9 protein-coding genes are annotated in these 12,308 nt (G+C 72.1%); 6 read left to right on the forward strand and 3 right to left on the reverse strand.

Annotated features, from left to right (window positions below; all coding sequences use genetic code 11):
• The 4 genes from B7L92_RS23295 to B7L92_RS23310 form a co-directional block, all read left to right on the forward strand.
• A partial coding sequence (locus tag B7L92_RS23295) for a hydantoinase B/oxoprolinase family protein (RefSeq protein WP_174704004.1) occupies positions 1 to 1,670 on the forward strand: 1,670 nt, incomplete at its 5' end.
• Positions 1,651 to 2,256, forward strand: a complete 606-nt coding sequence (locus B7L92_RS23300; RefSeq protein ID WP_081239393.1) for a GTP-binding protein — start codon at positions 1,651 to 1,653, stop codon at positions 2,254 to 2,256. The genes B7L92_RS23295 and B7L92_RS23300, both read left to right, overlap by 20 nt.
• Positions 2,257 to 2,466: 210 nt before the next feature.
• Positions 2,467 to 3,276 carry a M15 family metallopeptidase gene (locus B7L92_RS23305; RefSeq protein ID WP_081239394.1) on the forward strand — a complete coding sequence of 270 codons (810 nt, stop codon included), beginning with the start codon at positions 2,467 to 2,469 and terminating at the stop codon, positions 3,274 to 3,276.
• A 58-nt stretch (positions 3,277 to 3,334) separates the two neighbouring features.
• Positions 3,335 to 3,871, forward strand: a complete 537-nt coding sequence (locus B7L92_RS23310) for an NUDIX domain-containing protein (protein WP_081239395.1) — start codon at positions 3,335 to 3,337, stop codon at positions 3,869 to 3,871.
• Here the strand turns inward: B7L92_RS23310 and B7L92_RS23315 are convergent.
• A complete protein-coding gene (locus B7L92_RS23315; RefSeq protein WP_081239396.1) occupies positions 3,862 to 6,246 on the reverse strand; it encodes a glycoside hydrolase family 31 protein in 2,385 nt (794 codons plus the stop codon). The two genes, B7L92_RS23310 and B7L92_RS23315, sit on opposite strands and share 10 nt — an antisense overlap.
• A gap of 212 nt (positions 6,247 to 6,458) precedes the next feature.
• On the opposite strand from B7L92_RS23315, the gene B7L92_RS23320 reads away from it, so the two are divergent.
• Complete coding sequence (locus B7L92_RS23320; protein ID WP_081239397.1) at positions 6,459 to 8,426, forward strand: acetoacetate--CoA ligase; 1,968 nt, start codon at positions 6,459 to 6,461, stop codon at positions 8,424 to 8,426.
• 138 nt (positions 8,427 to 8,564) lie between these two features.
• Complete coding sequence (locus B7L92_RS23325; RefSeq protein WP_081239398.1) at positions 8,565 to 9,455, forward strand: DUF8829 domain-containing protein; 891 nt, start codon at positions 8,565 to 8,567, stop codon at positions 9,453 to 9,455.
• Between the two features lie 79 nt (positions 9,456 to 9,534).
• Here B7L92_RS23325 and ptsP read toward each other — a convergent pair whose 3' ends face one another.
• Together ptsP and B7L92_RS23335 are read right to left on the reverse strand one after the other, a co-directional pair.
• Complete coding sequence (gene ptsP / locus B7L92_RS23330) at positions 9,535 to 11,205, reverse strand: phosphoenolpyruvate--protein phosphotransferase (protein ID WP_081239399.1); 1,671 nt, start codon at positions 11,203 to 11,205, stop codon at positions 9,535 to 9,537.
• A 77-nt stretch (positions 11,206 to 11,282) separates the two neighbouring features.
• Positions 11,283 to 11,732, reverse strand: coding sequence for a PTS sugar transporter subunit IIA (locus tag B7L92_RS23335; protein ID WP_081239400.1), 450 nt, complete (start codon positions 11,730 to 11,732; stop codon positions 11,283 to 11,285).
• Positions 11,733 to 12,308: the final 576 nt, after the last annotated feature.

Below are 12,308 nucleotides of genomic sequence, written 5' to 3' on the forward strand. Positions count from 1 at the left end.
CGACGACCGACGACGGGCACCTGCTCATGGAACGCACCGCGGTTACGCAGAGTTCCGATCTCGACACGAAAGTCGACCCCGTCCTGCTCGAGGTCTTCAACAACCTCTTCATGTCCATCGCCGAGCAGATGGGCGCCCGCCTCGAGTCCACCGCCCAGTCCGTCAACATCAAGGAACGCCTGGACTTCTCCTGCGCCCTCTTCGACCCGGACGGGAACCTGGTGGCCAACGCCCCGCACATCCCCGTCCACCTGGGCTCGATGGGCACCAGTGTCAAAGAGGTCATCCGGCGGCGCGGCCCGGCCATGCGCCCCGGCGACACCTACGCCGTCAACGACCCGTACCACGGCGGCACCCATCTGCCCGACGTCACCGTGATCACCCCGGTCTTCGGCAGCGGGCCGACCGGCGACACGGACCGTGACCACGAGGTCCTCTTCCACGTCGCCTCCCGCGGCCACCACGCCGAGATCGGCGGCATCGCCCCGGGCTCCATGCCGGCCGGGAGCCGCACCATCGTCGAGGAGGGCGTCCTCCTCGACGACTGGCTGCTCACCGAGAACGGCCGCTTCCGCGAGGAGGAGACCCGCCGGCTCCTGACCGGGGCGCCCCACCCGTCCCGCAACCCGGAGACCAACCTCGCCGACCTGCGGGCCCAGATCGCCGCCAACCGCAAGGGCGTCGACGAGGTCGGCCGCATGATCGAGGACTTCGGCCTCGACGTCGTCCAGGCGTACATGAAGCACGTCCAGGACAACGCCGAGGAGGCGGTGCGCCGGGTCATCGACACCCTCGACGACGGCGAGTACGCCTACGAGACCGACGCGGGCGCCGTCATCCGCGTGCGGGTGCGCGTGGACCGCGCGAGCCGCTCGGCGACCATCGACTTCACCGGCACGTCCGCCCAGCTGCCCACCAACTTCAACGCCCCGCTCTCGGTCGTCAACGCGGCCGTCCTGTACGTCTTCCGCACACTGGTCGCCGACGACATCCCGCTCAACGACGGCTGCCTGCGCCCGCTGAGGATCATCGTGCCGCCCGGCTCCATGCTGGCGCCCGAGCCGCCGGCCGCGGTCGTCGCCGGCAACGTGGAGACCTCCCAGGCCATCACCGGCGCCCTGTACGCGGCGCTCGGCGTCCAGGCCGAGGGCTCCGGCACGATGAACAACGTCACCTTCGGCAACGCGCGCCACCAGTACTACGAGACCGTCGCCTCCGGCTCGGGCGCGGGAGACGGCTTCCCCGGCGCGTCCGTCGTGCAGACGCACATGACCAACTCGCGGCTCACCGACCCCGAGGTCCTGGAGTGGCGGCTGCCCGTCCGCCTCGAGGAGTTCGCGGTGCGCCGCGGCAGCGGCGGGGCCGGACGGTGGCGCGGCGGGGACGGAGCCGTGCGCCGCATCCGCTTCCTTGAGCCCATGACCGTCTCCACCCTGTCCCAGCACCGCAGGGTCCCTCCGTACGGCATGGCCGGCGGTGCGCCCGGCGCGCCGGGCGCCAACCGGGTCGAACGGGCGGACGGCACGGTCACCCGGCTCGCCGGAAGCGACTCGACGGACGTCGGCCCCGGCGACGTACTCGTCATCGAAACCCCCGGCGGCGGAGGATACGGCCCGCCGTCCGACCCCCATCGAGCAGGAGAAGAGATCGATGATCCTCGGGCGCTCTGAGCGCGGCAAGCCCCCGATCGAGCCCCTCACGCTCAAGATCCTGGTGGCCGGCGGCTTCGGCGTGGGCAAGACCACGCTCGTCGGCGCGGTCAGCGAGATCAGGCCGCTGCGCACCGAGGAGCTGCTCACCGAGGCGGGGCGCCCGGTCGACGACATCAGCGGTGTGGAGGCCAAGAACACCACCACCGTGGCCATGGACTTCGGTCGCATCACGCTGCGCGAGGACCTGGTGCTGTACCTCTTCGGCACGCCCGGCCAGGAGCGCTTCTGGTTCATGTGGGACGAGCTCGCCGAGGGCGCGCTCGGCGCGGTCGTGCTCGCGGACACCCGGCGCCTGGAGGACTGCTTCGCGGCCATCGACTACTTCGAGCGGCGCTCCATACCGTTCCTCGTCGGCGTCAACTGCTTCGAGGGCGCCGCACGGTACCCGGCCGACGACATCCGCCGCGCCCTCGACCTCGACGACCACGTACCGCTGCTGATGTGCGACGCCCGGGAGCGTGAATCGGTCAAGGAGGTCCTCGTCGGGGTCGTCCAGCACGCCATGACGCAGGCCGCGCGACACCGCCGGGTGGTCACCACCTGAGGCCGCCGGCCCGGCCCGGACCCGGCGGCCTCGGACACGGCCCGTACTCCCACCGACCGGAGCACGGGCCGCGGTCCGGGAGGTCGCCGACCGCAACGGTGGTCGGCCGTGCGGCCGGAGCCTTTCCCGCCCCGGCGGACGGTCCGCGCGGGGACGAAGCGGGCCGGGGTGCTTCCCCGGCGGAGCCCGCTCCTGATAGATGAAGGGGGCATGACACGATTTTCCGCAGCGGTGCGCGGCCTGGTCACCGCGCTCGCCGCCCTGCTGGCAACGACCGCCGCCTCCGCACCCGCCCGGGCGAAGCCCGAGCCCAGGGCGCCGGAGGACTTCGTGGCGCTGAGCAGCGTGGACCCGACGATCCTCCAGGAGATGCGCTACTTCACCCCGCACAACTTCGTGGGCGAGCCCGTCGACGGCTACCGGCAACCCCTGTGCATCCTCACCCGCCCCGCCGCCCAGGCCCTGCACACGGCCCAGCGGAAGCTGCTGCGCCGGGGCTACTCCCTCAAGGTGTACGACTGCTACCGGCCCCAACGCGCCGTGGACCACTTCGTGCGCTGGGCCGAGGACCTCGACGACCAGGCGATGAAGGCCGAGTTCTACCCGAACGTCGACAAGAGCCGGTTGTTCGCCGACGGCTACATCGCGGAGAGATCCGGCCACAGCCGGGGCTCGACGGTGGACCTCACCCTCGTGAGGCTCCCCGCACGGCCGACCCCGCCGTACCGTCCCGGACAGCCCCTGACACCCTGCTTCGCCCCCGAGGACGAGCGGTTCCCCGACAACTCCGTCGACATGGGCACCGGATACGACTGCTTCGACACCCTCAGCCACACCCTCGACCCCCGTGTCCGGGGCGAACAGCGCGCCCACCGGCTGCTGCTCAAGGGCACCCTGGAGGACCTCGGGTTCGTGAACCTCGCCGAGGAGTGGTGGCACTACACCTTCAAGCCCGAACCCCACCCGGACACCTACTTCGACTTCCCGGTGTCCCGCAGGTCGCTCACCGGCCACCGCTGAACGAGATCCCCCCAGGACGCCCCTCCCGCGATCGGACGCGGTCCGCTACAGTCCGCGCGTGTCCAGAACCCACACCTCCGTCCCCGACCCCGTTCCGGGCTCCCACTGCTCGAGCTGCGGCGCCCCCTTCGGGGAGGGCGCCTCCGGCTGGCCCCGCACCTGCCCGGCCTGCGGCACCGTGGCCTACCGCAACCCGCTGCCGGTCGCGGTGGCCCTCCAGCCCGTGTACGACACGGAAGGCACCGCCCTGGTCGTCATCACCCGGACCGTCGCCCCCGCACGCGGGGGCACGGCTCTGCCCGGCGGCTACATCGACGACCGTGAGGACTGGCGCCAGGCGGTCGTCCGCGAGCTCAGGGAGGAGACCGGCATCGACGCGGCGAGCCACGACGTACGGCTCGCCGACGCGATGAGCTCGCCCGACGGACACCTGCTGCTGTTCGGACTCCTCCCGGAGCGGCCCGCCGAGAGCCTGCCGCCCTTCGCCGCCACCGACGAGACGGAGGAGCGGCGCCTCCTGCGCCGCCCGGCGGAACTCGCCTTCCCCCTGCACACCCTGGCCGTGCGGGCCTGGTTCGAGGGCCGCTACCTCTGACCCCGGCCCGGCCCGAGCCCGCGGAAGCGCACCGGACAGGTCGGCGCACCGGCGCCGTCCGGGCCCTCCCGCTCGACGACGAGCCGCGGACCGGTCCAGCGGACGGTGAGACGTTCGAGCTCCGGATCCTCCCGTCCGTGGCCCGCGTCCGGCACGACCCACCCGCCGCCGGTCCGCCCCCGTGCGGGCGCCCACACCTCCAGCTCCGGTCCGCCGTCCTCTCCCCGCACGGGGAGGACGGCTCCCGCACGCGCGAACACCGGAATCCGCTCCGGGGGCGCCTCGACCAGCACCCGGGCCGGTCCCTCGTACGCCCGCTCCGTCGCCGTGTCGTACCAGCGCCCCCGGGGCAGGTGAACGGTCCGCCGGTCCGCCCCCGGAGCGAGCACCGGCGCCACCAGCAGGAAGTCACCCAGCAGGAACGCGTCCTCGCAGTCGCGCAGAGCACGCTCCTCGGGAGCCGACCACCACAGCGGCCGCACATAAGGGGCCCCGGTGCGCCGGGCCAGATGCGCCAGCGTCATGAAGTACGGCAGCAGCCGCCGGCGTTCGACGAGCGCCGCGCGCGCGTGCTCCAGGACCTCGGCACCGAACCCCCACGGCTCCCCGCGCCTCGCGCACGGACCGGTGTGCGTGCGCAACAACGGCAAGTAGGCGCCCAGTTGGAGCCGGCGCAGAGACAGCTCGGGCGACGGATCCCCGTCGCAGCCGCCGACGTCCGGCCCCGAGCAGGGGACGCCGCACAGTCCCAGCCCCAGGACCAGCGCCAGCCCCGCACGCAACCCGGCCCACCCCGTCGCCACGCCCCCCGGCCAGGTCCCGCCGTAACGCTGCATACCGGCCCACCCGGAGCGCGAGAAGACGAACGGCCGCTCGTGGGGCGCCGGATCCCGCACCCCCTCGAACGCCGCTTCGGCCATGCACAGCGCGTACACGTTGTGTGCCTCGCGATGGTCGCCGGCCCGTCCGTCCAGAGCGTGGCGGGCCGAGCGCGGGAGCGTCGGCTCCCCGAAGGCCGTGAACGACGTCGGTTCGTTCAGGTCGTGCCGGAAACCGGCGAACCCCCGTGCCAGGCTCTCCGCGTACAGCCCGCCCCACCACGCACGCACGCGCGGGTGCGTGAAATCCGGGAAGACCGCGTCCCCCGGCCACGCGACTCCCCGCACGACCTCGCCGGAGGAGTCCCGCACGAACGCGTCCAGGGCCGTCCCCTCGTCGTACACGGCGTCGCCGGGCACGGCCCCGACCGCCGGGCCGACGACCGACACCAGCCGGATTCCGTCGCGGCGCAGCTCGTCCGCGAGGACCGGCAGCTCGGGGAACCGCTCCCGGTCGACGGTGAACACCTGATGGGCGTCGAAGTGGCCGGCACCGAGGTGCACGGCGTCGACCGGCAGCCCGTGCTCCCGGTGGCCCGCGACGACCCTCCGCACCTCCTCCTCCCCGCCGAGGTCGAGGCCCTCGCACGCGAGATGGTGGCCGAGCGCCCACGCGGGCGGGAGCGCGGGCGCACCGGTGAGCGACGCCCAGGCGAGCAGCACGCGCGCGGGAGTGCCCACCATCACCCAGCAGCGCAGAGGACCGCCGTCCATCCGCAGCTCACTCGTCCCGGCCCGGTCGTGACCGGAACCGGCGCCCTCCTCCCCCTCCCGCAGCGTCACGGTGCCGTCCCACGAACTGTCGTGGAACACCAGGTGCGTACCCGCGTCGGCCACCACCAGCTGCACCGGCATCGTGATGCTCGACGGACCGTCGCCGGGCCCGAAGGCCCGGCCGGGGCCGGTGTTCCACAACCGGTACGTGCCGTCCCGCAGCCGGGGACCCGCCGCACGCCCCCCGAGCCCGAAGAAGCGGGCGTCCGCCGGCACCTCCGAGCGCTGGCTCCAGCGCGCCGCGCCGCCGCCCACCGGCTCCCACCACCGCGGCGGCAGATCACGCCGCAGCGTCACACCCCCGGGGGTGAGCACCTCCACCGCGCCGTGCCGTGAGACGACCACCGTCACCCGCTCGGCCACCACCCGCCAGCCGCCGTCCTTGTCCGGCTCCAGCGCCGCCCGCGGATCCGGCTCGGGACAGCGGCCGGCCAGCGCGTAGGACGGTGCCGGAGCCGCCCCGTCCCAGCCCCAGAAGACGGCCCCGTTCACCGCGACGAGGATCCGCAGCTCCGAGCGGCCGAACCGGACGATGCCGCCACCTGGCTCCGCCTCCACCTCCCGCACGGTCCCGGGCACCCGCGCCCGCTCCGGCCCGCGCGGCGGCAGCCCGGTGGCGTCGGTCCGCCGCCTGCGCCACGCTGCCCGTACGGTACGCAACCCCTGAGCCGCCCCCACCGAACCGACCGATTTCATCGAACGCACCAGGTCACGACCGTCCATGTTGCTCACCCTGCCATTGACCGCATCCTGCATGCGTCTCGTTCAACTGCCGTTCATCCGTGATCGGACCACATCTTCATGACACGGACTATGTGGGGGGCACCCTGGTGTGGAAGTCGATCACGTGGCATCGTCCCTCTCAGCCGCGTCACGCGCACACCCCCGCTCGTGCGCGCAGACGCACACGACGCGCACAGTCCGGGAGCCGCCCCATGTCGACCGTGAACCCCCAGCCGCTCTGGCAGCCGGATCCGGAACGTATCGCCCGAGCACGGATCACCAGGTTCCAGGCGTGGGCCGCCGAGCACCACGGCGCCCCCGCCGACGGCGGATACGCGGCGCTGCACCGCTGGTCCGTCGACGAGCTGGACACCTTCTGGAAAGCGGTCACGGAGTGGTTCGACGTCCGCTTCGCGACCCCCTGCGCGCGCGTGCTGGGCGACCGTTCGATGCCGGGCGCCCAGTGGTTCCCCGGAGCGACCCTGAACTACGCCGAGCACGCGTTGCGCGCGGCCGCGTCCCGCGCGGACGAACCGGCCCTCCTGTACGTCGACGAGACCCACGACCCGAGCCCCGTCACCTGGACCGAGCTGCGCCGCCAGGTCGGCTCCCTCGCGGCCGAGCTGCGCTCCTTGGGAGTACGGCCCGGGGACCGGGTCAGCGGCTACCTCCCGAACATCCCGCAGGCCGTCGTCGCCCTCCTCGCCACCGCGGCCGTGGGCGGCGTCTGGACCTCCTGCGCGCCCGACTTCGGCGCCCGCAGCGTCCTCGACCGCTTCCAGCAGGTCGAACCGGTCGTCCTGTTCACCGTCGACGGCTACCGCTACGGCGGCAAGGAGCACGACCGCCGCGACGTCGTCGCCGAACTGCGCCGCGAACTGCCCACCCTGCGCGCCGTCGTCCACATCCCGCTGCTCGGTACCGACGCCCCCCGGGGCGCACTGGACTGGTCGGCCCTCACCTCCGCGGACACGGAACCGGTCTTCGAGCAGGTGCCCTTCGACCACCCGCTGTGGGTGCTCTACTCCTCCGGCACCACCGGACTGCCCAAGGCGATCGTCCAGTCCCAGGGCGGCATCCTCGTCGAGCACCTCAAGCAGCTCGGCCTGCACTGCGACCTGGGCCCGGAGGACCGCTTCTTCTGGTACACCTCGACCGGCTGGATGATGTGGAACTTCCTCGTCTCCGGCCTGCTGACCGGAACGACGATCGTCCTGTACGACGGCAGCCCCGGCCACCCGGACACGGGCGCCCAGTGGCGGATCGCCGAACGGACCGGTGCCACCCTCTACGGCACCTCCGCCGCCTACGTCATGGCCTGCCGCAAGGCCGGCGTGCACCCCTCGCGCGACTTCGACCTCTCGGCGGTGAAGTGCGTCGCCACCACCGGGTCCCCGCTGCCCCCCGACGGCTTCCGCTGGCTGCACGACGAGGTCCGCGACGACCTGTGGATCGCCTCCGTCAGCGGCGGCACGGACGTGTGCTCCTGTTTCGCCGGAGCCGTACCGACCCTCCCCGTCCACGTGGGCGAGCTCCAGGCCCCCGGTCTGGGCACCGACCTGCAGTCCTGGGACCCGGCCGGCAACCCCCTGATCGACGAGGTCGGCGAACTCGTCGTCACCAACCCCATGCCGTCCATGCCGGTCCGTTTCTGGAACGACCCCGACGGCAGCCGCTACCACGACAGCTACTTCGACACCTATCCCGGCGTGTGGCGGCACGGCGACTGGATCACCGTCACCTCCCGCGGCTCCGTCGTCATCCACGGCCGCTCCGACTCCACGCTCAACCGCCAGGGCGTCCGCATGGGATCGGCCGACATCTACGAGGCCGTCGAACGCCTCCCGGAGATCAAGGAGTGCCTCGTCATCGGCGTCGAGCAGCCCGACGGCGGCTACTGGATGCCCCTGTTCGTGCACCTGGCACCGGGAGCCGCCCTCGACGAGGACCTGCTGGACCGCATCAAGCGGACCATCCGCGAGCAACTGTCACCCCGCCACGTCCCCGACGAGATCATCGAGGTGCCCGGCATCCCCCACACCCTCACCGGCAAGCGCATCGAGGTGCCGGTCAAGCGACTCCTCCAGGGCACCCCCCTGGAGAAGGCGGTCAACCCGGGATCCATCGACAACCTCGACCTGCTCGGCTTCTACGAGGAACTGGCCCGCAAGCGCGCCTGACCGTCCCCGCCGGTCGACAGCCCCCGCGGTCGGCGCGCACGGGAACGCTGCGTCACCGCCACCGCCCTCTCCGCACGCCGTTGTCAGTGCCGCCGATTACTGTGAGTGAGCATTGATCGACCGTGCAGAGGGGGAGACATGGCGTACACCGACCACCGAACCTTGCGGCGTGTCCTGCGCCGCGAAATCGCAGGCACCATCGGCCTGCTGGCCGACGAGCACGACTTCCGGGCCATGCGGCACTACCGGAGCTTCACCTTCGACGACCACGCCACCTACCTCAGGCACGTGGAGGCCGTCCTCAGAACACGCGCGCTGCAGGGAAGCCACACCACACTGGCCCTCTTCGACCCCGAGGAGTACACCGAGTTCTGCAGGGAAACGGGCATCGATCCCGACAGCCGGAGCAGCCGCACCCGGTTCACGGCCGAGATCGCGACCACCGGACCCACGGTCCTCTACGAGGGCCAGCCCCTGGCCGATCTGCTGCCCACCCTCGTCGACGAGGCCGTTCGCCGGGCGACCTGGGAGTACGCGGCCACGCTCCTCGCCCGCCTCGGTCCCTGCGCCTCGTGCGGCGAGGACCTGGGCCGCGCCGCCTTCGCCCGCGCCTCCCGCCTCCTCACCCGCATCCTCGACACGGCCCCACCCGGCGACCGGCACCTCGTGTGCAGCGTCTCCGGACCGCCCGAGGCCCTCACCGCCGTCCTCCACGCCGACGACAGCGCCGGCCGCGGCGAACCGGACGCGGCCGAAGTCCTCGAGTTCACCACCGTCCTGGCCGTCGGTCTCGCCACCGAGCGCCCCGGCGGACTGGTCATGCGCACCAGCGCACCCGGCACCCACGACCGCGTCCACGGCTGGCGCCTGCGCGCCCACGGCCTCGAACCCCTCACCGCCGGAGAGGTCTTCGACGCCTACTGCACCGACGTCGAGTCCGGTGACCTCATCGCCCCGGAGTCCAACGTCGACTACTGCGCGCCGCCCGACCTCGGGGAAGAGGGTCCGGACCCGGCCCACCGCCACTGAACCGCGGAGCCGGAGAGGGGCGCCCCACCGCGGGTGGGGCGCCCCTCGGGGAAACCGACTGCCTTCCGGAGCCGTCCGGCTACTCGCCCGAGAGCACCGCCCGGGCGGCGTCACGCGCCTCCTCGGCACTGTCCGCCGCCCGGGCCGCGGCAGCGGCCCGCTCGCACTGTGCCAGCGTGAACTTCGCCAGCGTCGCCCGTACATAGGGGAGGGACGCCGCACCCATGGAGAGAGAGGTGACTCCCAGACCGGTCAGCACACAGGCGAGCAGCGGGTCCGACGCGGCCTCGCCGCAGACGCCGCAGCTCTTGCCCTCGGCCTTCGCCGCCTCCGCGGACAGCGCCACCAGGTCGAGCAGCGCGGGCTGCCACGGGTCCTGCAGCCGGGAGACGGCCCCCACCTGGCGGTCGGCGGCGAACGTGTACTGCGCGAGGTCGTTGGTCCCCAGCGACAGGAACTCCACCTCCCGCAGGATCGAGCGCGCCCGCAGCGCGGCCGAGGGGATCTCGACCATCGCGCCGAACTTCGCCCGCAGCCCCGCCGCACGGCACGCGTCCGCGAACGCCTTGGCGTCGGCCCGGTCCGCGACCATCGGGGCCATGACCTCGAGGTGGACGGGCAGTCCCTCCGCGGCCTTCGCCAGCGCCGTCAGCTGGGTGTGCAGCACCTCGGGGTGGTCGAGCAGCGTGCGCAGACCGCGCACGCCCAGCGCCGGGTTCGGCTCATCGGCCGGCGTGAGGAAGTCCAGCGGCTTGTCCGCACCCGCGTCCAGCACACGCACCACCACGCGGCCCTCGGGGAACGCCTCGAGCACCTGCCGGTACGCCGCGACCTGCTTCTCCTCGGAAGGAGCGTTCTCGTTGTCGTCCAGGAAGAGGAACTCCGTGCGGAAGAGGCCCACGCCCTCCGCGCCCGCCTCGACAGCGGCCGCCACATCCGCCGGGCCGCCTATGTTGGCCAGCAGCGGCACCTTGTGGCCGTCGGCGGTCGCACCGGGCCCGGTCGACGCCGACAGCGCCGCCCTGCGCTCGGCCGCAGCCGCTTCCAGCTGTGCCTTCTTCTCCTCGCTCGGGTTCACGAAGATCTCACCGCTGCTGCCGTCGATCGCTATCACGGTGCCCTCGGCGAGTTCGCCGGCGCCCGGCAGGGCGACCACGGCGGGTACCCCGAGCGCACGCGCCAGGATCGCGCTGTGACTGGTGGGTCCGCCCTCCTCGGTCACGAAACCGAGCACCAGGGTCGGGTCCAGCAGCGCCGTGTCCGCGGGAGCGAGGTCCCGGGCCACGAGAACGTACGGCTCGTCGCTGTCCGGCACCCCCGGCATCGGCACCCCGAGCAGCCGCGCGACGATACGGTTCCGCACGTCGTCGAGGTCGGCCACCCGACCCGCCAGATACTCACCGGCAGCCGCCAGCAGCTCGCGGTACGCGGCGAACGCGTCGTACACGGCACGCTCGGCGGTGCTGCCGACGGCGATACGCCGCTCCACGTCCGTCATCAGCTCGGGGTCCTGGGCCATCAGGGCCTGGGCCTCGAGCACCGCCTGGGCCTCGCCCCCCGCCAGATTGCCGCGCGCCGTCAAATCGGCGGCCACAGCCTCCACGGCCTTGCGGGCGCGCCCCTGTTCGCGCTCCGCCTCCTCCGCCGGGATCTGCTTGGCCGGCGGCTCGAGCACCGCCGTCCCCATGTGCCGGACCTCGCCGATCGCCACACCGTGGCTCACGCCGACGCCTCGCAGCGTTGTCTCCATCTCACCCGTCTCCCGTAGTGCGGCGGCTCCCGCCGCCCCGTTGTTCGTCCTGTTCGCCGTCCGGGACGGCGCCGGCGTCACTTCCAGAGGAAGAGACTGTCGCCCACCTTCACATCGCCGTCCTCACGAAGCTCGGAGAGGGCGTCCGCCGTGGCCTCGAGGGCCACGACTGGGCACACCGGGGACTTCCCGGTGGCCTCGACGGCGGCCGGGTTCCAGCGCACGATGCTCTGGCCGCGCGTGACGGTGTCGCCCTTGCTGACGAGCAGCTCGAAGCCCTCGCCGTTGAGCTGCACGGTGTCGATACCGAGGTGGGTGAGTACACCGTGGCCGCTCTCGTCGACGACGACGAACGCATGCGGGTGCAGGGAGACGATGACGCCGTCCACGGGAGAGACGGCCTCGGAGGGCTCCCGGACGGGGTCGATCGCTGTACCCGGGCCGACCATGGCCCCGGAGAAGACGGGATCGGGTACGGACGCCAGTCCGATGGCCCGTCCTGCAAGCGGGGACGTCACGGTGGTCATGGGAAAGCCTCCCGAGGTGGAGATCTATAGGGGCGCCGTCACTGTTCCGCCCCGGACGGTGCGCTGTTCAGCAGCGTATGTCATATGACGTGCCGGTTCCGGGCGGCAGGTCCAGATCAGAGGTCTAGACCACCCACCCTAATGGATTTGCATGCGGTCCGCGACCCCGTGTACAGTCTTAAGTCCTGCCTGGGGCTGAGCGACGCAGCAAGCGTCCTCGCTCGGCAGAAAATATTGACTCGCTCAGATCCTAACTTCTGGATTCCTTCCTGCATGTCTGCAGGGCGGTGGACAGAAGGCCGGAAAAACACTGATAGAGTCGGAAGCGCAAGACCGAAGGGAAGCGCCCGGAGGAAAGCCCGCAGGGGTGAGTACGAAGGAAGCGTCCGTTCCTTGAGAACTCAACAGCGTGCCAAAAGTCAACGCCAGATATGTTGATACCCCGTCCATCCGGTCTCGGATGGTCGAGGTTCCTTTGAAGAAAACACAGCGAGGACGCTGTGAACGCCGGGATCATTCCTCCCGGCGTTCCGCTCCCGTGTTGTGTGCCCCGAGCACGGGGAGACATTCACGGAG

Origin of the sequence: Streptomyces viridosporus, assembly GCF_002078235.1 — a bacterium.
Classification (GTDB): Bacteria; Actinomycetota; Actinomycetes; order Streptomycetales; family Streptomycetaceae; genus Streptomyces; species Streptomyces viridosporus.

Bases quoted from the DNA above. Each gene is read 5' to 3' on its own strand.
- B7L92_RS23300 (WP_081239393.1), top strand. From the start codon at position 1,651: ATGATCCTCGGGCGCTCTGAGCGCGGCAAGCCCCCGATCGAGCCCCTC.
- B7L92_RS23305 (WP_081239394.1), top strand. From the start codon at position 2,467: ATGACACGATTTTCCGCAGCGGTGCGCGGCCTGGTCACCGCGCTCGCC.
- B7L92_RS23315 (WP_081239396.1), bottom strand. From the start codon at position 6,246: ATGGACGGTCGTGACCTGGTGCGTTCGATGAAATCGGTCGGTTCGGTG.
- B7L92_RS23320 (WP_081239397.1), top strand. From the start codon at position 6,459: ATGTCGACCGTGAACCCCCAGCCGCTCTGGCAGCCGGATCCGGAACGT.
- B7L92_RS23325 (WP_081239398.1), top strand. From the start codon at position 8,565: ATGGCGTACACCGACCACCGAACCTTGCGGCGTGTCCTGCGCCGCGAA.
- ptsP (WP_081239399.1), bottom strand. From the start codon at position 11,205: ATGGAGACAACGCTGCGAGGCGTCGGCGTGAGCCACGGTGTGGCGATC.
- B7L92_RS23335 (WP_081239400.1), bottom strand. From the start codon at position 11,732: ATGACCACCGTGACGTCCCCGCTTGCAGGACGGGCCATCGGACTGGCG.